At 59.4% G+C, this 20,867-nt stretch carries 15 protein-coding genes and 7 pseudogenes; 9 read left to right on the plus strand and 13 right to left on the minus strand.

The genetic code is table 11. The features are described 5' to 3' along the window. The first annotated feature begins 4 nt into the window (after positions 1-4). Together AC066Y_RS41085 and AC066Y_RS41090 are read left to right on the plus strand one after the other, a co-directional pair. Positions 5-1,155: pseudogene (locus AC066Y_RS41085) on the plus strand (IS3 family transposase). Positions 1,156-1,541: 386 nt separating this feature from the next. Beyond that, on the plus strand, positions 1,542-3,542 hold the full coding sequence (locus AC066Y_RS41090; RefSeq protein ID WP_478278819.1) for a prolyl oligopeptidase family serine peptidase: 2,001 nt from the start codon (positions 1,542-1,544) through the stop codon (positions 3,540-3,542). 12 nt (positions 3,543-3,554) lie between these two features. On the opposite strand, the gene AC066Y_RS41095 is transcribed toward AC066Y_RS41090, so the two are convergent. From AC066Y_RS41095 to AC066Y_RS41110, 4 genes are all read right to left on the minus strand, one after another. After that, entirely contained in the window at positions 3,555-4,319 is a 765-nt protein-coding gene (locus tag AC066Y_RS41095) for an SAM-dependent methyltransferase (protein WP_478278820.1), read from the minus strand. Between the two features lie 53 nt (positions 4,320-4,372). Next, on the minus strand, positions 4,373-4,615 hold the full coding sequence (locus tag AC066Y_RS41100) for a hypothetical protein (RefSeq protein WP_478278821.1): 243 nt from the start codon (positions 4,613-4,615) through the stop codon (positions 4,373-4,375). 104 nt (positions 4,616-4,719) lie between these two features. Further along, positions 4,720-5,496 (minus strand): TauD/TfdA family dioxygenase, encoded by a 777-nt coding sequence (locus tag AC066Y_RS41105; RefSeq protein WP_478278822.1) that lies wholly within the window; start codon positions 5,494-5,496, stop codon positions 4,720-4,722. A 164-nt stretch (positions 5,497-5,660) separates the two neighbouring features. After that, entirely contained in the window at positions 5,661-6,554 is an 894-nt protein-coding gene (locus AC066Y_RS41110; protein WP_478278823.1) for an SAM-dependent methyltransferase, read from the minus strand. An 834-nt stretch (positions 6,555-7,388) separates the two neighbouring features. Between AC066Y_RS41110 and AC066Y_RS41115 the strand changes: the two are divergent. From AC066Y_RS41115 to AC066Y_RS41125, 3 genes and pseudogenes are all read left to right on the plus strand, one after another. Continuing rightward, positions 7,389-8,114, plus strand: a pseudogene (locus AC066Y_RS41115) (efflux RND transporter permease subunit); the annotation flags it as partial. A 193-nt stretch (positions 8,115-8,307) separates the two neighbouring features. Continuing rightward, a complete protein-coding gene (locus tag AC066Y_RS41120) occupies positions 8,308-8,574 on the plus strand; it encodes a helix-turn-helix domain-containing protein (RefSeq protein ID WP_478278832.1) in 267 nt (88 codons plus the stop codon). Positions 8,575-9,498: 924 nt separating this feature from the next. Further along, positions 9,499-9,759, plus strand: a complete 261-nt coding sequence (locus tag AC066Y_RS41125) for a hypothetical protein (RefSeq protein ID WP_478278824.1) — start codon at positions 9,499-9,501, stop codon at positions 9,757-9,759. 36 nt (positions 9,760-9,795) lie between these two features. Here AC066Y_RS41125 and AC066Y_RS41130 read toward each other — a convergent pair. Then, positions 9,796-10,465 (minus strand): annotated as a pseudogene (locus AC066Y_RS41130) (IS630 family transposase); the annotation flags it as partial. A 52-nt stretch (positions 10,466-10,517) separates the two neighbouring features. Between AC066Y_RS41130 and AC066Y_RS41135 the strand changes: the two are divergent. Next, on the plus strand, positions 10,518-10,766 hold the full coding sequence (locus AC066Y_RS41135) for a LexA family protein (protein ID WP_346658807.1): 249 nt from the start codon (positions 10,518-10,520) through the stop codon (positions 10,764-10,766). Positions 10,767-10,789: 23 nt separating this feature from the next. Here the strand turns inward: AC066Y_RS41135 and AC066Y_RS41140 are convergent, their stop codons facing one another. Continuing rightward, positions 10,790-10,900 carry an IS3 family transposase gene (locus AC066Y_RS41140; protein ID WP_478278825.1) on the minus strand — a complete coding sequence of 37 codons (111 nt, stop codon included), beginning with the start codon at positions 10,898-10,900 and terminating at the stop codon, positions 10,790-10,792. A 241-nt stretch (positions 10,901-11,141) separates the two neighbouring features. Here AC066Y_RS41140 and AC066Y_RS41145 point away from each other — a divergent pair. Beyond that, positions 11,142-11,964, plus strand: a pseudogene (locus tag AC066Y_RS41145) (transposase). Between the two features lie 640 nt (positions 11,965-12,604). On the opposite strand, the pseudogene AC066Y_RS41150 reads toward AC066Y_RS41145, so the two are convergent. The 7 genes and pseudogenes from AC066Y_RS41150 to AC066Y_RS41180 form a co-directional block, all read right to left on the minus strand. Beyond that, positions 12,605-12,976, minus strand: a pseudogene (locus tag AC066Y_RS41150) (transposase); the annotation flags it as partial. Between the two features lie 233 nt (positions 12,977-13,209). After that, the gene (locus AC066Y_RS41155; protein ID WP_478278826.1) at positions 13,210-13,464 is read right to left on the minus strand and encodes a hypothetical protein; all 255 of its coding nucleotides are present in this window, start codon (positions 13,462-13,464) and stop codon (positions 13,210-13,212) included. A gap of 102 nt (positions 13,465-13,566) precedes the next feature. After that, positions 13,567-14,499: pseudogene (locus AC066Y_RS41160) on the minus strand (IS1380 family transposase); the annotation flags it as partial. A gap of 148 nt (positions 14,500-14,647) precedes the next feature. Next, positions 14,648-15,406: a glucose 1-dehydrogenase gene (locus AC066Y_RS41165; RefSeq protein WP_478278827.1), complete on the minus strand. Its 759-nt coding sequence runs from the start codon at positions 15,404-15,406 to the stop codon at positions 14,648-14,650. A gap of 22 nt (positions 15,407-15,428) precedes the next feature. Then, entirely contained in the window at positions 15,429-15,671 is a 243-nt protein-coding gene (locus AC066Y_RS41170; RefSeq protein ID WP_478278828.1) for an oleate hydratase, read from the minus strand. Further along, complete coding sequence (locus AC066Y_RS41175) at positions 15,656-17,050, minus strand: oleate hydratase (RefSeq protein ID WP_478278829.1); 1,395 nt, start codon at positions 17,048-17,050, stop codon at positions 15,656-15,658. Before AC066Y_RS41175 ends, AC066Y_RS41170 begins: the two co-directional genes overlap by 16 nt. Before the next feature lie 489 nt (positions 17,051-17,539). Beyond that, complete coding sequence (locus AC066Y_RS41180) at positions 17,540-18,295, minus strand: hypothetical protein (RefSeq protein ID WP_478278830.1); 756 nt, start codon at positions 18,293-18,295, stop codon at positions 17,540-17,542. Between the two features lie 596 nt (positions 18,296-18,891). Here AC066Y_RS41180 and AC066Y_RS41185 point away from each other — a divergent pair. Further along, entirely contained in the window at positions 18,892-19,275 is a 384-nt protein-coding gene (locus AC066Y_RS41185) for an IS630 transposase-related protein (RefSeq protein ID WP_478278831.1), read from the plus strand. 613 nt (positions 19,276-19,888) lie between these two features. Then, a pseudogene (locus tag AC066Y_RS41190) lies at positions 19,889-20,332 on the plus strand (reverse transcriptase domain-containing protein); the annotation flags it as partial. Between the last annotated feature and the right edge of the window lie 535 nt (positions 20,333-20,867).

Raw genomic sequence — 20,867 nt, forward strand, 5'->3', positions numbered from 1 at the left:
TCATATGGAAGGTTCTAGTTCCAGAACTAGGCGCAGACATAGAAGCTCACATCGGCTCACAAACTCAGCAGCCGATAGCCGATCGCTTACCACTCCGCCAGACGGGGTTTCCTTGCCGCTTACACTTTGACGTTCACCCCAATCAGATTACGGCATGGAAAGCCCAGCTGGAGGGTGGAGCTTCCGGAGTTTTTGGACCTGGCAGCGCCGCGCCCGCCGTGCCTGCGATCGACGTGAAGTCGCTGCACGCTAAGATCGGAGAACTGACGCTGGAGAACGATTTTTTAGAAGGAGCGCTCACCAAGGCGGGATTGCTGAGCGCAAAGCGATGATCGACCGTGAGCACGATCTGTCGATCACCAGGCAGGCGGAAGTTTTGAAGATCAGCCGCATCAGCGTCTATTATCTGCCGCGCCCGGTGTCGCCCGACGATCTCGCGACAATGCGACGGCTTGATCGGCTGCATCTGGAGTTCCCTTTCGCCGGTTCGCGAATGTTGCGAGGCCTGCTGGCTGCCGAGGGGTGCAAGGTCGGCCGCCGGCATGTCAAAACGCTGATGCGGCGGATGGGGATAGAGGCGCTGTACCGTCGTCCGCGCACCACCATACCTGAGCCCGGACACAAGATCTCTCCGTATCTGCTGCGCGGCGTGGAGATCACGCGCCCGAACCAGGTCTGGGCAATGGATATCACCTACATCCCGATGGCACGCGGCTTCGTGTATCTCGCTGTCGTGCTGGACTGGGCGACCGCCGGGTTCTGTCGTGGCGGCTCTCGATCACGATGGAGGCGGCGTTCTGTGTCGAGACACTGGAGGACGCTTTGGCGCGTCACGGCAGGCCTGAAATCTTCAACACGGATCAAGGCTCGCAGTTCACCGGCTCGGCCTTCACCGGCGCGCTCGCCAGCAACGGCATCGCCATCAGCATGGACGGTAAAGGAGCTTGGCGGGACAACGTGTTCGTTGAGCGACTGTGGCGCAGCGTCAAATACGAGGAGGTTTATCTGCGGGCCTACGACAGCGTGTCCGACGCCCGCGCCTCGATCGGCCGATACCTCGACTTTTACAATGGCCGACGTCCACATTCGAGCCTTGACGGCGGCACACCGGATCAAGCCTACTTCAACCCGCTGCCAATCCGCATGGCGGCCTAACCCCGGCGGAGCCTCCACTTATCGACGCGGAGATTCTGTTCAGCCAATCGGGACCAGCTCTCTCCGGACCTCTTCGACCCTCTCAAAAAAACTGAAGGTGTAGTATGACGCAACATCCAAGTAGCTCGCCAGATCACCTTCGATGATCCAGCGGCCCGTCGAGTCAGAGCGCTCGGGGGAACGAGCCGTTGGAGTCAGAGTGGAAGTCGCTCTCCCAGATCGGCGCCATGGCCATCTGCATCGCCCGCTGGACGATGCGGTCCAGCAGGATCGGTATATCCAATAAGTCGGCGCTCTGACTTGCGTCAGGACTACTGAACTCTTGACTGTGTTCGCAGCGCGTCTACAGTCCTTTGGTCAGCACACATGTAGACGGCCTTCGGGTTATGGCTCAGCGGAGTAGTCACAAGGACGCCGACGATTTTTCCTGGATGCGCGATGTCTCCAACCCGCGCTTCATTCGTTTCCTCCAGGAAGAGAATGCGCACTTTGCGGCGGCCATAGCGCCGGCGCGCGGTATTGAGCAAGAAATCTTTGAGGAGATCGCTTCTCGATCACCGCGTGTGATCGAGAGCGTGCCCTATAAGTATGGCGAATACGAGTATCGCTTTGTCTACGCCGAAGGCGCGGAATATCCTCGCTTCGAGCGTGCGCATTCCCGCATTCCGGAGAGCCGCGAAACGATCCTTGACTACGCTGATGTGGCAGCGTCGTACGCATCGTGCGACATCCAAGTTTCCGTGGATCGGCGCTCGAGCCTGCTCGCCTTTGCTATCGATGTCACCGGTGAACGGCTGTACACGATTCGCTTCAAGGATCTCGTGACGGGTGCCGTCCTGCCGCAGACGATCAGCGGCGCGTCCGGAAATATGGTCTTCTCGAAGGACGGACGGAACTTATTCTATACTGAACTCGACTCTCAAACTTTGCGCTGGCGGCGGGTAAAGCGCTATCGGATCGGCACAGACCCGCAGAGCTCCGAGACAGTCTACGATGAAGAAGATGAGGCGTTTTCATGCTCCGTCTATCTGGCGAAGGGGGACGATTTTGTCTTCATACGCAGTAGTTCGGGCGAGGAGGACGAGGTCCGTTTCATAACGAGCGACGACGTCCTTGGTCCGGCGCGTCTCATTGCGCCGCGCCGACCGAAATGCGAGTACGAGGTCCAATTCGACGGCGTCGGCTTTGTTATCCGCACAAACTTTAATGCCCCGAATTTTCGTCTGATGCGCGCCTCGATTGACATTGCGGGAATCGAAGCTTGGCGACCTTTTTGGGAGCCGGAGCCTGGATGCTATCTTGAAGAGTTCGAAGTACTGCAAGGCACTATTGCAGTGACTGAGCGCGTTGACGGTGCAATGTGCGGGCGGATCATTCCGATCGGAAGCGAGATCGAAACAGCCTTCGCACCTTCTCGCGAGCCTGCCTCGATCGCATTTAAGGATAATGTTGAGCTCGATGCAGGAGCCATCCGATATGAATGGTCAACTTATACCGACTTTCCCCGAATCTGCCAAACTGATCTGCACTCGAGAGAGACTAGAGTGCTCAAACTTGAGAGGGCTGCGGGAAACTTCGACCAAAACGACTATGAGGTGGAGGAGCATCGCCTTGACCGTCCGGACGGCGCGCGCGTTCCACTGACCATCCTGTCTCGCAAGGCCGATCGAGGGCTGCCAAGGCCAACCCTCGTCTATGGCTACGGCGCCTATGGCTTCAGCATCGACCCGTATCTCTGGCTACCGCGCTTCAGCTTGATCGATCGCGGATTTCGGATCGCGATCGCTCATGTGCGTGGCGGTGGTGAACTCGGGCGCGCCTGGCACGAAGCGGGCCGCCGGCGGGCTAAGCCCACGAGCATCGCCGATTTCATCGCCTGCGCCGAATACACGCGTGAGGTCCGACTCGCTTCAAATATCTACGCCATGGGCGAGAGCGCTGGCGGCGTACTCGTCGGCGCGGCTCTAAATGCGAGGCCGGACTTATTCTGTGCCGCCGTTACTATCGCGCCTTTTGTAGACTTGCTTAACTCGCTTTCCGATCCGACGATTCCACTCACTACAACAGACTACGACGAGTGGGGCGACCCGAATGATCCCTTGGATCGTCGCTGCATTCTATCGTACGCGCCATATGAGAAACTCCAACCTCAGCCCTACCCGCACGTGCTCGCGCTCGCGCGCCTGCATGACACGCAGGTAGCCGTCTGGGAGCCAGCTAAGTGGATAGCACGCATGAGAACTATGTCGACCGGGAGCGGCATGCAGTTCCTAAAGACTGAGTTCGACACAGGCCACATGGGCCGTTCGGGCAGGTATGAACAGTTCCGAGACACTGCGACAGCTTACGCCTTTTTGATCGGCGTCGAACGCAGCCTAATCGGCTGAAGGTGGTCGTGCTCACGCGATGCCGAAGCGCGCAAGATAGGCTCTATTCACCAAACCCTCGCGTAGTGGTGGGACGTAAAGCGTGGCGAGGCCGAGGTCGTGCTCGGGGAGGTTGCGAAGCGGCGTCACAAGAATCTTCGGCGATGACACCGAGAACAGCGCCGCTTGATAGGCAATCACTGGATGGTCCGCGCCATAATACCTCGCCATCACCTCAGTAAGAATGCGTACATTCTTCTTCGGCTGGCGGTTGCGCGAGAAGGTCGAAAGGCCAATGCAGCCAACCTGCCAGAGGACAAGCATGCTCGTTACGTCTGGCTCGTAGCCGCGCAAGAGGAAGTCCGTAGCCTCGAAGGATTGGCAGCCGTATTCGGCAGGGTCGACAAGAACGTCCGACACTAGACAATCTTGGGCTGAGATACCCGGCAGCATACGCGCGTGATAACCTTCCGCCCGAGCCGTTCGGATGCAGCGATGCGCAACATCGACAAAGATGCCTGGATGGCCTTCGAAAGAGACGCAGACCTTGAGGCCCGAGCGCACGTACGAGAGGATCACCTCCGCCATCGCACCGTAAGTCAGCATCCGATCTTTGCCCTCTTCGTAAAGCAAGTCGAGGCACTCCGATGACTTTGCGTTGCGCGTGATCCAATCGATTGTTAGCGGCTCGCCGGCTCCGTAGAGAACTTTGTCGGCAAATCGGATTGCAGCGGCCGCTTCGGTAGTCATGTGCGCGAGAGATTTAATCCCACTTCCAACTACAATCAGCCCACCCAACACTCAACACTCCCACAGAGAGGCGCGCATCGGCGCTCGCCGTCGTGCAAAGATCAAACACCGAATCGAATGCGGATATTACGTATGCGGATTACGCGAAAGGCTGCCTGTCCGGCGCCCTCAGCACCGAGCTGTCGCATGATCCGCTCCTCGTCACCACTCTTGATAACCTCCTTCTCCTCACTAGTAAGACCAGCAGCATCCATAGCAACCTCTGGATCGTTCTCGAACTCAGTAAGTTTATTGGAATCGTCATTGAGGCCGCGCAAAAAATCGTAGAGCTTCGACTCTGCCATGGTGTTCTCCTGCTCAATCAAGGTTGCGCAGGAATGTATAGTTGTAACTGTTCAGCCTCAACTACCATGCTTGGTAGGAGCACAAACTTGAGCGGAAACTTGAGCTAAATCAACCAGAGACGGAGATGATGGCGCGGAGCACGTGGCACCTGCCTGTTGCGGTAGGGGCCCCGGCCATGCAGGACGACGCCGTTGTCGATCAAAAGCACATCACCTGGTGAGAGTAGGAGTTCGGCAACGAGCCCGGGTTCGACCAGAGCCGTTTCCAAAGCACCCACAGCCTCACGCTGTCGCGGGTCAAGGCTAGCGTGAGCGATTTGATGATATAGATAACGCAACCGAGTGCCATGAGTATCGGAGCTAACGATCGAGACAGCGTCGACCGCTTCGTCGGTCGGGTCTATCTGTCGCGTTGCGTCAAAAGGGACGGGTCGCCTCAGGTCCTCGACCAATTGGGGGCCGACCGCCGCGACACGTGCCAGGAGTGCTGTCGCACTAGCGAGCCGCACCGCGCCACCCACCTCGGCGGCTTCGAAGCAGAGGAAGGCGAGGCGGCGCGGTGGGTCACGGCCAAAGGCATGATCGGTATGGCAGGGCAAGTTATTCCAGCGTCGTCCGAGCTCAATTTGGCCGTGCATGTGACTGGACATGTCCGGGTCGACCACGTCGCAGAAGTAGGATCCTGACATATCCTGCGGGCGCAAGCGGCCAAACCTCTTCGCCAGTATGATGTGGAGAGAGCGCGCCTCCCGGAAGGAAAGCGTTTCGACGGGAATACGACTGAGCAGCGCAAACCCGGGCCCCTGCGCAAGCGCTTGTTCGACTCGTAGAAAGAAGTCTGCATGCGCGTCCTCCGAATCGAGCACGAGATCGGAATGCACGATCGCTGCCCAGTTCGAGGCGGAGACATTCGCTAGTGGCCCGGGATCAAGGAGAGGCAAGGGAATCTTAAATCGCCAAACCTCCGGGCGGGTGCTGATACGGGCATCCCAGAGTAAGCCCTGGGAGAAATTACTCACGCAGGCATGAATTGCTGGCTCGCGCCTCACAAGTGCGGCTCCGGGTCAACCTCGTTGCCCGCAACGATCAGGAAACGCGGATCAATAGTCCATCTAGGCATGTGCGTCTCCCTGTCAAGTTCGTCCGCGGAAATGCCAAGGCGGCGCGCCATATCGAAGTCGACTGGCGGCACTGCTGCTGGTGGAATGAACAGCGTCCCGGCGGTTCTATACCGCCGCAGTGTCTCGTGCAGTTTACCGATTTTAACCGGCCACACCTTGGGGCGGCCGATCGGCAGCACGGGTGCATGGTAGAGAAATCCAACGTGGCGAGAGTCGTAATAGGTTAACAGGGTCTCGACGAGGAGCGGCACGTGCGCACCGGTATAGCCCTCGCTCTGATAGCTGGCATCCCCGACGCAATCAACTTGCCACAGGATTACGGCGCAGCTCGGATCAAGCCTGTGTCCGAAAACGAGCCACTCGCTAGCCTCAAAGGACAGGCAGCCATGTTCCGCCGGATCAATGCCAAGGTCAGCGTAAAGGCAGGCCTCCGCGGAGATGGCAGGTTGCATGAAGGCGCGATAGCCCTCGCGCCGGGCTCGTTTAATGGCTTCATGTGAGGGCGAGACAAAGACGCCCGGATGCCCATAGAACGCCGCCGTAACGGACTTGCCCAGCCGAACTGGCTCGAGCATGCTCTCAACCATCTCCTCGTAGGTGGCGCGCCGATCCTTGCCATCCGCGTAAAAGCGCGAGAGATCCTCGGCGTCTGGGCGCAGCTCAACCAACCAGTCACGGGTTAGTGGCTCGGAGACGCAGAACATGACCGTATCGGCCTTCGTGATCTGCGCGACCGCTTCTCTGGTCAACTGGCGTCCTCCTTGGATCCCGGTTCCGATGATGGCCAGGACGCCAAGTTTGGGGGGTGCAGACATCATCGGCGCTCCGATGCAAAAAGCTATTGTCCGTTGTCCGTGTGCAACTGCAAAGATTGCCGCGTCCTAGCTGCCACTCTTTTCGGTTACTCTCGGACTTCGACGTGGGCTGCTGAACGCATTCTTCGTGACTACCGGCACACCGCGCGCCCTCGCGCATCATCTGCTGATCGTCTCATCGTGCGCCTCATTTGACACCTTGTCTTGCTTTACCCTTCATCAGGCCCTCTGGGAGCCTTGGTAACAGTGCTTGCGATCTCAAATCGAACCAAACGCTTCTTCAACCAACCTCCCTTCCCCTGGGGAAGAAGAAGTGTGCCACCGTCGAGACCTTAGCGACGATTTCCTCCCCCGTCTCACTGCGTTCGCCAAGTTGATCTGACCGTTTCGACAAGGGCGCTGTCATCCGCTCGAATGCCATCGCTCGTAACGCCGACCCACCAATCAAAGTCAGCGATAGAGTGAGATCGAGACAGAAACCGGCAACAGACCCAATCACGCGCCTTCTTTTGCGTCTATTCTTACGCCCCGCACCTGCGTCGAAATGTATCCCCAAAAAGACCCTCGAGGCGCCTACCAAGATTGGTTGGCCCAAGGAAACCCAGGTTAGGAAGGTAGCGCGTCCGCGGAAGTGATCTTCCCCCGAGAAAGTGGACTGGTTTAGGCGGCTTTTAGCTCCATTTCGATTGGGGCGATATATCCCACGGCGGAATGGAGGCTTGTTCGGCTGTACAACGACGTTTGAGAACGCCCACAGGACCGTTCTTCGCGAGGTTCTTTATCGGCATCATCCCTGGTTTGGTCGCCGAGTTTGCGTTCATGGGGCGGTCGCCAAGGGTGACGATTCCCGATGAACTGCGGGACAGCATTCCAGCGCTCGAGGAGCTTCCTCTCCCGCTCCCGAACGCAAATCCGAGCGCGCCCGCAGCGTCCATCCCGCTCCGGACGGTAGCGTCTTTCGAGCAGACCGTCGGCTACAACCAGATTAGTCGCGAGAACGGCAAACGCCGAGTGGTGGCAACTGCCGAGATCCGGGACCGGAACATCGACTCGGTGGTTACGGAGGCGCAGGCGAAGGTCGCCGAGAAGGTAAAGCTGCCGCCGGGCAGCTATCTGGCCTGGGGCGGCCAGTTCGAGACCTTCGCGGTCGCGCGCCAGCGCCTCGTCTTCGTCGTGCCCGGCGTCTTCGCGCTGATCTTCATGCTGTTATTCGGGGCGCTTGGCTCGGCACGGGACGCGGCACTCGTTTTCAGCGCGGTTCCACTGGCGTTGACCGGCGGAATCGCGGCGCTGTGGCTTCGCGGGATGCCCTTCTCGATCTCGGCGGCCGTCGGCTTCATCGCACTGTCCGGCGTGGCCGTGCTGAATGGTCTGGTCATGCTGACACAAATCCGGCGGCTGATCCTCGAGGGCGTAGTTCCCAGAACTGCCATCCGCGAGGGGGCGTTGACCCGGTTTCGCTCCGTTGCGATGACCGCGCTCGTCGCCTCGCTCGGATTCGTGCCGATGGCGCTGGCGACCGGCATAGGTGCCGAGGTCCAGAAGCCGCTAGTGTCCCGAGTCACAAGTTCGCAATCGTAGATTCGCAGTAGGTTCGCGTCGCTGTGCCAAGGCTGGAGGCAGTAGCAGTGACGGAGGATCTGATGGCGGTCCGGCAACTTGCCTCCCTGACATTAAGTGATGAAGAGCGCGCCGAACTGAAGGCGCTGACGACGCGGAGCGGAAGACGGCGCAAGCGCTGGCTCTGAGAGCCCGGATCGTCCTGACCTGCGCGGAAGGCGGTCAAAACAAGGAAGTGGCGGCCAAGCTGGGCTTGGGCCGCTCAACGGTAGGCAAGTGGCGGCGGCGCTTTGTGGAGCGGCGCGTCGACGGGCTGCGTGACGAGCCCCGCTCCGGAGCGCCACGTACGGTTGACGATGCCCGCATCGAAGCCCTGATCGTGAGGACGTTGGAGAGTTGCCCCGAGAACGCCACCCATTGGAGCTCCCGCGGCATGGCGAAGGCCAGCGGGACAGCCGTCTAAGCTCCGTCACGCCAACAGGAGACTTGATTTGCCAGCCCACAAAGGCTCGTTCTGCGATTCCGTTCCGAACGCGAGCAATCTGCTTCCGCTCACTCGCGCGCCGCATTTGCAGCAGTGGATCGTGAGTGCCTGAAGCGACTAGGCATTTGTTGATGACCCAACCGAACGGCTAGAGGAGCAGTTGCGACGGCTCAGCTTGGAGCCCGGCGAGCTGATAGCCATACACGATGACGTGATCGATCCAATGATCACGCGAACCCGGCGTCACTGAGCCTTGCTTCCTTTGTATGCTATGAGCGATCTCGTACAGCCGCGTCCGATTGGTGACATGTCTGTCTGGATGTCTTCACTGAGGGTGCGTGAGTATTCAAGCTTATGAAGTGCAAAAGTGCAAGCGCTCGGCGCGCCTGTTGCATTCCAACTGCTGTCTGGCACGCGGGTTGCCGATGCCCTCGACGAGACTGTCATAACTCGCACGCGTCTGTAGACCAGCCTCAGCGACGCGAAACTTGGAGAAATCATGCCATGATCGCCCGTAAAGAGGCCTTGGAAAAAGCCATCGCTGAAACAATGGTCCGAGGGAAATATCTCGATGAGCGACGTGCTTGATGCGATTGCGGTGCTTCAAAGGACCAGTCCTTCACCTAGATCGCCCCGCACGTCGGCTTAACAACATATATTATCCGGAACTCGCGCGCGCGAGCAGTTCGGCGGCAAGCCTTGATGCGCTCCATTTTTGTCTCTCCCTTTGCGCCTATGACCATCTGGCACGCTGGTTGCTGAGGGCATCTGCGGCCTGGCTGCGTTAGTTACGACCCTCGGCTAGGCAGCTCGGTCCCTATCGTACTGCACCTCGCACGGGCGGCCTTCCTGCCGTCCGTGCGCTTTCTGAGGCCGCGAGTAGATGACATGCCAGCAGGATGGATGGTTTCGATCGGCGTCGTCAAAGACGACAAGCTCCGATATGTGACTTATGCCGTCGCAATCGCTGATCCGGCTGAAGCCATGAAGGCCTCGCTTGCGGCCAGCGCGGGCGAAGCGGCGGTCGCCAATTCCGAACTCCGCGAAGCCGACCTCAAGGGCCTCGGCTTAAAGGCTGGTGAGCTTGTGGCTATCTACGATGATCGGACCGATCCGCCGATGTCGCGCACGTGGCGTCCTATTGAACCGCGCGGTAAGAATTAGCCGCCGGGATCAGCGTCACCTGCTCGGGACATGGAGAACGAAGAGATTGATCGTGCCATTGCGACGATACTCATAATCGTAACGTTCGAGCCTGCCGGGCTTGGCCGGGATGGGCTGACGCACCTCGCCGATGAGTTGCACCGGGCTTTCGTCGAAGCACACCACTGGCCGTCTGGAGTCGGGCGCCTCGGCATAGAGGTCGAGCACATCCTCCATGCGGGCGACGTATTCGCCGTCGACCTGCGGAATGCACCACACGTCTTTGCGCCAGGGCTTGAGGCCATTCTCGGCCAGGCGCCGCCGAACCGTCTCGTGCGACAGGCTCTTGTGTTCGGTGAGCTTGACCATCGCACCCGCCAGCAGCTTTAGCGTCCAGCGGGCACGGCCCTTTGGCGGACTGGCGCAGACTGTCGCCACCAGCAAGGCTTCTTCCTTGCCCGTGAGTTTTGCGTTCCGCCCCAGGACGCGGTTCCTCGCTCAGCGCCCGCTCCAGATTACCTTCCACGAAGCGTCGCTTGGTCCGGTATACGGTCGAGCCGCTCACGCCGACGCTCCTTGCGATCTCCTCGTCGCCGGTCCCGGCATCGGCGGCCAGCAAAATCTGCGCTCGCTTGAGCTTGCGGGACGCATGCTTGCCGCCACGGAGCAGCGCCTTGAGTTCGCTGCGCTCGATTTGGCTGAGTTCGACCCGATAGCGTACATTCATGGCGTGCCTCCTCGTTCGAGGCACGCACGAACAACTGAATCGGAAGGCCGGCGTGAGTCCTTCGACAAAACCCTTCACACCCACGCAGGGGCAGTATCTGGCTTTTATCCACCTCTATACCCGGCTGCACCGCAGGCCCCCGGCCGAAACCGACATGCAGGAATATTTCCGCGTCAGCCCCCCTTCGGTTCACCAGATGGTGCTGACGCTGGAACGCGCCGGCCTCATCAGACGACAGCCAAGGACGCCTCGCAGCATCGAGGTCCTCATTGATCCGAAACTCCTGCCGGAGCTAATCTGACCGCCGGACCCAACCTGTCAAAATCACTGTGCAGAGCTACTAGATATCCTCGGACCCAGCGCCGCGATGTCCATCTGGCGCATCAACCGCTGCACGCGCTTGCGGTTGATCGTCTCGCCCTCGGCCTTCAGCATCGCCGTGATCCGCCGCGAGCCGAGAAATGGCAGCGGTGAATAACTCGTCGATCCGCCGCATCACCGCCAGATCGTTGTCTTTGGCCGGCTTTTGCAGGGGATAGACGCCGGAGCGCGCCACGCCGAGCAGTTCGAATTGGCGGCGGATCGACAGCCCCTTGTCGGCGCGATCGAGCATCCGCGACGGTCCGAAACGCTCATCTTCCGGACCTCTTTGCCAAAAAATCCCACTCCACCGTCAATTGCCCGATCTTGGCGTAGAGGTCCTCGACCTTTTTCTCCGCCGCCTTCGGCGAGGAGCAAACCGCGGGATGATCGCCAGAAAGCCTGTTGCTTCCGGCGCTCGATCAAATCATCGACATGGGCCACCCGCTGGTGCGGTCGGCGACGCTGACCGACTGGAAGTTTCTGGATGACCGCTTTGGTTCGGTGTGCCAAACCGGTCCGGGGCAGCCTGGCCTGCCGACGCGGCTTGTCGCCGGCCTGTTCATTCTGAAGCACATGCACAATCTCTCGGATGAGGTGCCGTGCGCCCGCTGGATCGAAAACCCCTATTACCAATACTTCTGCGGCGAGTTGAGCTTGCCACCGGCTGCCGTTCGATCGATCGTCGATGACGCGCTGGCGCCAGCGGCTCGGCGAGGAGCAGTTCGTCGCGCCGGTCCAGGAAAGCCTGTCGGTGGCGCACAAGACTGGCGCCATCGGCGCTAAGGACCTGGAGCGGGTGGTTGAGGCTCGCCGCATCCATGTCGACAATGGGTGCCGCGGCCACAACCGCCCGCACCGGCTCAGGGTCTGGAACTCGGGGCAGGTCCGTCGCATAACGGCTTCCATCCGGCGCGAGATGAAGCGTCGTGCGGACGTCCAGCCCGTCATCGGTCACGTCAAGGCCGAGCACCGCATGGACCGCAAACTATCTCAAAGGCCGCGTCGGTGACCGCATCAACGCCGTCCTCGCCGCGGCCGACTACAACTTCGGCCTGCTCCTGCGATGGCTCGCAGAACTCTTGCGGGCCATCATCCGCGCCTTCGCCGAAACTGTCCCGGCTCAAAAGATCGCTTAAATCAGCGCTCGTCCGCGTTCTTCACGGAGGACTCAATAGGTGTATTCATCAGTTGCGCCATTATTGGCGAACCGAGGCTTGCGCTTTGGCGCTGGACTTGCCCCCCGAGCCGCATCCAAAAGGTATTCCACCTGAAACACGGGCTGAACGCCCGCGCTACGAGTCGGGTTGCTTGCGGGGCTCGCATCAGTCTGTGATAGATATCCTTTCTCTTCCTCCGCACATGCCAGATTGATTCATCATAATACCAGAGATCTCGAGGAGCTGGTTGTTGTCCACAAAAACGCTGTACGGCGCGCAAGGTGCCATCGCCCATTCGCTGAGATATCTCCAATGGTTCAGTACTGGTCTTCGTCGAGCCGAAAGGCCTCAGCGCGGGCGACTAAAGCATTGACCTCACCAGCAAGAATCGTGTGCGTAGCACTCTTACACCTTTCTCGACGGCCGCTTGCCTCTTCCGCGGACGCGCTACCCTTCCTAAGCTAGGTTTCCTTGGGCCAACCAATTTTGGTACGCGCGGCCGCACATCTGCTCTGACGAGGCGCACAGGATTGCCTTCGGCTTTTCACCGCCTGACGACCGGTACTTTGCAACGCGCTTGAGGGATGGGTTTGGCGAACGAGGGCGGACGTCCCGCCGGTCAAGGACCGAGCGGCAGCAGCGCGCCTGGCAAGCCGCGGATCAGGTCGGCTTCGGGACATGCCGCGGCAAACGCAAGGCGAATGCGGCTCGTGGTCTCGACGACACGGACAGCGAGTTTCAAGAGACGAAGACGCAGCGTCGCGAACTCGGCTGTGGCCAATTCCCGGGCTTTGGGAATCGCGTCGCGCACGGTCAGCATCAACCAATAACTGGCGGTGTTGAGAACGAGGCGGACTTGATTGGCGAGCGCCGAACGGCAGCTGGTGCGATCGGAGGCGAGCTGTGTCTTATGCAGCTTGATCGGATTCTCGGCTTGGCCGCGCGCGCAATACAGGCTGTCGTAGATCCACTCGGCCGAGCCGACATCGAGGCATCCAAAACATCCAACCAGACGAATGCAAAAACTACTTCGCCAACGCCGGATACGCTTCAATAAAAACGTGAAACGCTCTAAGTAACCCGCGAGCCAGACAGCCACAGTGCAAGAGAGGTAAACGGTGCGTTTACACGTCGTGCGGCTGACTACTCGCGCCCTAAGTGGCGACTTCCAGACATACACGTCATCAACCGGACGCGGCAGAACGAGATCGGACGTGCAAGCGCTTAGTGACGCCGGGGGTGCGAGATGATTGGATCGATCTCGTCATCGTGTATAATGATCAGCTTACCGGGTTCCACGCTGAGCCTTTGCAACTGCTCCTCTTCGAGAGGGCAGTTTAGCATTGCGGCCTTGGCGTCGCAGTCTTTCAGGGTCAGCTTCACGGCTTCCGCCGGGTCGGTGACCGCAACCGCGTAAGTTATGTGCCTGAATTCTTCGTCGTCGTCGCTGTCTTCCTTGAAGATGGCGACCGTCACCATCCAACCATCCATCTTGCTGCACCTCGGGAGGAGCCCTCACCATGTGAGGTCGGCTCGCACCGATGATCATGCAATTTCGGAGCCGTAGGCTGGCCCGTGCAAAGCCTCAATACGGGCGACGGTGCGTCGTTCGCGATCCCAGGACTTTGCCTTGCGCGCGTCTCGGTATAGCCACGCAGAACCGGCAGGTTCTCGATGGCGCGTCGCGTGCGGATGTCGTCGGCGGCCTCGTCGACTTTTCTGGCGAGCGGCTTGGTGTTGGACAGACCGAAGATGTAGTCGATGCCGTTGGTCTCGCACCACGTCATGGCCTCCGGCCGGGCATAGTGCCCGTCGCCACGGAACGTAATTCGCGTGTAGTGCCACCGCGTCCGGATATGCCGGATCAGGCGGCGCAGATGGGCACGCACCTCGACGCCGCCCGGCGTCTTGCCGGGCCGCAGCACGACCGCCACGGGCCGGCTCTTCTCCGTGTCGTAGACGTGGATCGGCAGGAAGCAGCGTTTGTCATAATGAGCGTTGAACAGCGAGAGCTGCTGATGGCCGTGGACGACGTCGCAGGGTATCATCGATGTCGAGCGTGACGGATGCCGGCTCGCGCGGGTAGCTATCCATCCATGCGTCGACCAAAATGTAGGTCAGCCGGATCACGTCGCGCAGGCGCGGAGCATTCTCCAGCCGCGACAGCGTCGGTTGGGAACACAAATCCCGGCCCGTGTCCGGCAGCCGACCGCAGGCCAGCTTGAATGCCGGATCGGACCGCAGATGATCAAGGTCGTCGGCGTCCTCGTAGCCGCAGCAGATCGCGAACATGCGCGCGCGGAACATATCGACCAGGCTGTGCACGACCCGCGTCGGATCGCGCCGATCCGGGAACACCCGGGCCAAATTGTCGGCCAAGCCGAGACGCCGCTCGGCCAGCGCCAGAAGCATCACGCCCCCGTTCGAGGTCAGCCGCCCGCCATCGAAGGCAGCTGTGCCTTTCTTGGCGTGAACGGCTGGAAACGAGAAGGGCAGAATCGTATCATCGGTCATGGCGGCCGTGGTGTTCGCGGCTGAAGGTGATGGGGTTGGCTTTGCAACCGAATCCTACGCCGCATCAGCGCTTTACACCACGCTCGCCAGCCTCTCGGGCGCCCTCTGACGAATAAGACGGGCTAGATTGGACATTCAGTCAGGCTAATCAAAAGAGGTTCTCGGGCGCCAGGCATTTGCGCGGGAGACCGACCGTCAGGCCTCCATCGATGACGACCTCCGAACCGGTAAGGTAGCTGGACTCGTCGCTGAGGAGGAACAAGACGACCTGCGATACTTCCTGCGGCTCGGCTGCCCGCCCGAGTGGAACGGGGAAAAGGGAGGACTCGAAGCTCTCGGTCATCGGGGTGGCAATGAAGCCGGGATGGATCGAGTTGATGCGGACTCCCGAGGCCGCGGCTTCCAGTGCAGCGGACTTGGTTATGCCCCGCACGCCGAACTTCGAAGCGACATAGGCGTGGAGTCCGGCACTGCCCCGCAGCCCCTCGACGGACGAGACGTTGACGATCGAACCTCCGCCCGCGCGCCGGATGGCCGGTAGGGCTGCCTGCATTCCGAGGAATACGCCGGTTAGATTGACGGCAAGGGTCTTGTTCCACTGATCGAGCGAGAACTGCTCAATAGGGGCTAGGTTGGCGATCGCAGCGTTGTTAACCAGCCCGTGGAGCGCGCCGAAGCGCCCTTCGGCGCTTGCGACCGCCTCGGCCCACTGCTTCGGCTGGGTAACGTCCTGAGGCACATAGATGGTCGAATTGCCAAGTTGAGCCGCGAGAGCCTCTCCTTCTGTATGAAGAATATCAGTGATCACGACCCTGGCCCCCTCAGCCACCAGCAGGCGCGCATTAGCTGCCCCCATTCCGCGAGCCCCGCCGGTCACCAGAATGACCTTGTCGTTCACACGTCCCATAGTCGTCGACTCGTTCCGTTGATCAATGGCGGTGCAGCGTCTTCCAGGCGTCGAAGAGAAGGCGAGGGTCATGCTGGCCCTTGTAAAGGGGTGAGACCGAACGTTGGACATCGAGCAAGCCGAAAACGGCGGTCTGCGCCGCGCGCACGGAATATTCGACGGTAAAGACAACGTCGGCGGGAATCTCGCAGAACTGGCCGATGAAGGCGAGGTTGCGCGATCCCTTCGGGATCACCCTCGGTCGGTCGGTCATGACGCGCGGCATGAACTGGGCGGTAATGTAAGAGGCATCATCGCCGTAATGACGCGCGACGTGTCGAGAATGAGCGGAATACTCTCTGTGAATCGCAGGTGCGAAAGCAATTCCATGAGAATTTCACGCCCCGTGCACTCCGACATGGGCTTATGCACGAAGTTACCCGGCTTGTCAGGGTAGAGCCCATAGCCCCACCACACCCACACATTCTTCGGCTGTTCGTAAAAGTGCGGTTGCCGATTAAGGACAATGGTCAGGAGCCAATTGGAGTCTTTAATTGTTACCAATCCGCCTTTGCCGGCCTTACTGCCGGAGAAGGCTTCTAGCCGGTCGAAGAAGCTCGAGTCGTCCGCGGTGACTGTGAACGATTCCCATTTGGACTGATCGATCTTGGAAGCGAAGGCGGCGGGGCGGCCGAAATCCGGACTCTTGCCAGCCAGACGCTCCCAAAGTTTCCACGCCCCTCCGGTTCGCTCCGTATTCAGCACGGGAACCGTGTCCATCGAACCGTAGCTCGTATCGGATGTCATTGACCCGTTGGTCACGAACACAAGATCCCGTTCGGCCAGATCGATGGTGCGATGTTCGCCGCCATGCCGATAGCGCAAACGCGTCGCGGTCTTCTTCCCGCCTTCGGTGACAATATCAACATCGGTCACTTCCGTCCCCATCTCCAGCCGCACGCCCCGCGCCGTCAACCATGCGACGATCGGACGGACCATGGCGTCGAACTGGTTGAACTGGGTGCGGTAGATCCCCGCTAAAGTGTCGATCGTCGAGAACAGATGCAGGAAGCGCAGACTGTATCGCTTGAACTCGACGGCGCTGTGCCATGGCGCAAATGCAAAGGTTGTGGACCAGATGAACCAGAAATTGCTGCGGAAAAAGTGGGGTTCGAACCAGTCCTGGATCGTCCTGACGTCGAGCACCGATTCTGGAGCCGCGCAAAGCGCGATCAGGTCGAGCCGATCTTTCTCACTGAACCCCAGATCGGAGACGTCGACGATCTGCCCTCCCGAAACCAAGCGCGCCTTGTCGTTCCAAAAGAACTCCTGATGGAACTCCATCAATTCGTCCTTCGCCGATTTGGTCTCGTCGGCAATCGAGGGAATGAAGGATAACAAGTCGTAGGTACAGTTGAACTTTTCCTCGAACATGCGCCCGCCGCGCATGACATATCCGTCCTTCGGATCGCCATGTGCGTCGAGGCTTCCGCCGAACTGCTCCATTTGCTCGAACAGGACGACATTCGGGCCGGATAGCCCGCCCTCCTTGACGAGGTAAGCCGCTGAGGCCAGGGCGGCGACGCCTGTTCCGACCAAATAGGCCTTGCGAGAAGCCGCCTGCTTCGGTGGATTAAGGCGAGAAACGAGAGAAGCAGAGGACATAAAGTTCTCCAGCATGTAGCAGTCGGAATGTCTATGCAATCGGCGCGCCGATGGCGCCGTGCAAAACAATATGATCGCGAACACAGCCACATGCAGTCGCCGTCGAGCGCCTGACCATAAGCAGCAACGGCGCCGCGATCATCGAATTGGATCAAGCCATACCAGCAGCGGCTGCGCGGCGCGCAAAAGCTGATTGCGGGCTTTGCTTGAAGACGGAATGGGAGCGTCGTCATGTCGGGCTTACAACCATCTCCGTCTTCAACCAGACAAGACAGGAAAGAAACCGGACAAGACGGAAATTGAGACGGTACCAGTTGTCGCTTTTGCCGAAGTCGACCATACGTCAGACGAAGATGCCCAAGGCGACCTTACAAGGTGCTTGGCCAGCGGCCGGGTTGAGTTCGAGCGCAAGCACGTACCGGTCCTTGGCGCATCGCTAAAGTCTTTCGGGATAGCGCCACACTTCTGAACCAGGGTCCGTGCTACCTCCTATCTCATCTGTGAGGCGCTCCATACCCTGAGAGCCCGGGCTGTGAGGCTGGCGTTCGCCAGTTCTCTCCAGGACTTCCGTACTTCCATCCAACGGATTTTTCGAGCGGGCAAGGTATCAAGCAGTTTTCGGGCAATTGGTACAAACCGCACAGCTTCCGAGTTCGGGTCGCGCTTGGCATCTTCGAGAATTTTGAGAGCGGCCGCTTCGGACCGTCTCCAGCCCGACTCGGTGAACCTGCTCTCCGCGAAATACTCAAAACAGGTCCGGAACCTCAAAGCGCGGCCGATGATCGTATGGGCTGGCAATCCCGCCTCGCTCAGCCACCTCCGAAGATGGTCACACCACCCTTTGCTGCTGCATTCGAGAAGACCACCACCTTCCAAGACCAGAAGCGCTGCCATGCCAGCGATCTCGCATCGTACCTCCTCATTCTGGCCTTCGAACCAGTTCCGGATTGCATGCAGTGGCGTCACCGGCCGATTCACAACCGATACCTGTGCCGCGCCGGCGCGATAGAACGGAGCCTCGTTTTCCAGCGATGGCAGGCGCGGCCACGGCCTCCCTTCTGCGTCCCACAAGACCCAGCGCTCAGCGATCCTCTTTGCCTCGTCGGGCGACCTGCTTCGCCAAAGCTCTTTGAGCGCCTCATTGACGTAATATGAGACGTCAGCTTTCAGACCGCATGTACGTGCTATTGCTGCGAGGCGACCGGCGTCAATGAGCCGCGCCGCGAAATTGTTCTCCGCGTTCATTTGCCGACGTGCTGAGTGGTTCGCTGCTCAGTTCCGATCATCAACCTTCAGAAGGTACCACAATCTCCAACTTGTCATACCCACCTCATTCGGTCGGCGTGGACGTATGCAAAGCCAATGGAATTGGGCTAGCTGGGTCTTCGCGCTCTTATTGATTTTCGGAGAAGTCACTGACGGCGAAAATGACAATCCACTTTCAGGCTATGAAGTGCCACTTGGACTTTGCCAAGAAATCCTGGGGGAAGTCGTTCCGCGAGGGATCGAAGATGCTGGATCGTCTCAAAACACAGCCCCCCTCTGCGGTGAGGTAAGCTATCCACGCATCGCCGCACGAAGGGGACGATTCCGCCCTCCCGACCTGGTCGGCCCGCGTCCGTCAAAAAACTTGGGCTTCTCAGAATGCAAAGACCCCGCTGCTGTCCCGCTCAGAACTGAACGCCATGCCGAATTCGGTTGCTACGATACAGCGCCGCCTCAGGAGCGCGTTGGTTGGGCGTATAGCTAAAGCATTTTCCGACCGGAATGAACCGGGTGGGGATTCCCAAAACGGCGCGAGTCAGATTCAAGCTGCATGCTGGCGAGGGAGGCCAGCATGTATGGCCAGGGCGCTTTCGGTTGATCTTCGCCAAAGGGTGGTAGCCGCGATTGACGGTGGCATGTCCTGTCGACAGGCTGCTGAGCGCTTTGGTGTCAGCGCGGCCAGAGCGATCCGCTGGCGCGGTCGCCTCAAGAAAGTTGGCGACATCGTTCCTAAACGCCAGGGCGGTGACCGCAAATCGCAGCGCATCGAAGCGCATTCGCAATTGATTCTGGAGGCGGTGACAGCGAGGCCGGATATCACGCTTGCCGAGTTGCGAGAACTGTTGAAACGTCGTGGAATATCGATTGGCATCGCGTCGCTCTGGCGTTTTTTCCAGCGCAGAAAGATCACACTTAGAAAAAGACAGCGCACGCCGCCGAGCAACGGCGCGGCGATATAAATGCCGCGCGTGAGGAGTGGTTCGAAGGGCAAATCGATCTTGACCCTGAGCGTCTCGTCTTCATCGACGAAAGTGTGCTGCAGACAGCGGAAGGAGTTCAACATGAACTAAAACCGATTGTGAAGCTGCGGGAAAGATGGGGACTGGCCGCCCGAGATCGGCTTTCAGGAGCGGGTCTCAAACCAGTCCGAGCTGCTGCGGTAAAGAGCCGTGGTGGTGAGCGTCGGATCAAAAGTTCGGATCAAACCGAGCAGGTGAGTGTCCGAAAGACGAACGAAAGTGAACCCTTCGAGGACGCGTCGTTATGAATCCAAGCGTCGTCAAAACCAGGATCGTTTCGTCATCCTGGGACAAGTCCGCCAGATGCCTGATGACCGGGCGGACGGCGACCGGCGTAGAGGGGGCGTGAGTCGGACACAGGCTTTCGCGCGGAACTGCAGGAACCAGGCTCTTGATGCCAAGGGAGAAGCGCAAGCGGCGCCAACCGTGAGGTGAGAGTACCGATGCAAGAGACTGGGGCGGACCGATCCGTAGGAGCGCTGAGGGCCCTGTAATGGGGCCGGAGCAAAGGGATCGGTCAGGTAGTCGTACTCTTGAACCAACTGGAAACAGGATGACTTCGAACGGTGCGACAAACAAGCCGTTCTCGATCGAGAAGCGGCGAGTGTACGAAGCATACAAGGCGGTCAAATTTAATCGCGGTGCGGCCGGAGTGGACGGACAGACCTTGGAGATGTTCGAGACAGATCTGGCAGGGAATCTCTACAAGATCTGGAATCGGATGTCGTCAGGGACCTACTTTCCACCTCCAGTGCGCGCCGTCTCCATTCCAAAGAAGACGGGCGGCGAAAGGATGTTAGGTGTGCCCACTATCAGCGATCGGATCGCGCAGATGGTGGTCAAACAGATGATTGAGCCGGAACTGGAATCCATCTTCCTGCAGGACTCTTACGGATACAGGCCGGGAGAATCGGCTCTGGACGCCGTGGGCATCACGCGTCAGCGGTGCTGGAAGTATGATTGGGTCCTGGAGTTCGACATCAAGGGACTGTTGGATGTTGCATCATACTACACCTTCAGGTTTTTTGAGAGGGTCGAAGAGGTCAGGAGCAGCTGCAGGTACTTGAATTCGTATGACTTTTGCCCGTCCGCGATAGACGTGAACGGCCTTAAGCTCGCCGCGCTTTACACGTTGCAAGATGGTTTGCCGCGAGACGCCGAGTAGATTCATGGCCTTGAACATCTTCACGTAACCTTCGGGCGCGCTCTCCACAAAGCGCGACCGCAACTCGTCATTGATACGGATGCGCCACGGCGCGCCAGGTGTGATCTGTTCTCCGGCAATGAAGCCATCGTTTAGGCAGCGATGCAAAGTAGAGGGTGCGATCCCGAGAGCGCGTGCTGCTTTCTCGATCGTCATGCGCTCGCCGTCCTGCATTTGCTGTTTCGGCTCGAAGCACGGGATTGAGCTGGTCCCGCAAATCTGAACAGTGCGATAAGTGGAGTTTCTGCCTGACGGCGGGCAAGATTGACCCGCGAATCAGGAGAGACGATGAGCAGACGAGCACGGCGGAACCACACTCCGGCTTTCA

It is taken from the genome of Bradyrhizobium sp. USDA3010 (assembly GCF_056429065.1).

Coding starts and splice junctions, on each gene's coding strand:
- AC066Y_RS41090 (WP_478278819.1), top strand. CDS start 1,542: ATGGCTCAGCGGAGTAGTCACAAGGACGCCGACGATTTTTCCTGGATG.
- AC066Y_RS41100 (WP_478278821.1), bottom strand. CDS start 4,615: ATGGCAGAGTCGAAGCTCTACGATTTTTTGCGCGGCCTCAATGACGAT.
- AC066Y_RS41110 (WP_478278823.1), bottom strand. CDS start 6,554: ATGATGTCTGCACCCCCCAAACTTGGCGTCCTGGCCATCATCGGAACC.
- AC066Y_RS41125 (WP_478278824.1), top strand. CDS start 9,499: ATGGTTTCGATCGGCGTCGTCAAAGACGACAAGCTCCGATATGTGACT.
- AC066Y_RS41140 (WP_478278825.1), bottom strand. CDS start 10,900: ATGCTGAAGGCCGAGGGCGAGACGATCAACCGCAAGCGCGTGCAGCGG.
- AC066Y_RS41155 (WP_478278826.1), bottom strand. CDS start 13,464: ATGGTGACGGTCGCCATCTTCAAGGAAGACAGCGACGACGACGAAGAA.
- AC066Y_RS41165 (WP_478278827.1), bottom strand. CDS start 15,406: ATGGGACGTGTGAACGACAAGGTCATTCTGGTGACCGGCGGGGCTCGC.
- AC066Y_RS41170 (WP_478278828.1), bottom strand. CDS start 15,671: ATGCCGCGCGTCATGACCGACCGACCGAGGGTGATCCCGAAGGGATCG.
- AC066Y_RS41175 (WP_478278829.1), bottom strand. CDS start 17,050: ATGTCCTCTGCTTCTCTCGTTTCTCGCCTTAATCCACCGAAGCAGGCG.
- AC066Y_RS41180 (WP_478278830.1), bottom strand. CDS start 18,295: ATGAACGCGGAGAACAATTTCGCGGCGCGGCTCATTGACGCCGGTCGC.
- AC066Y_RS41185 (WP_478278831.1), top strand. CDS start 18,892: ATGGCCAGGGCGCTTTCGGTTGATCTTCGCCAAAGGGTGGTAGCCGCG.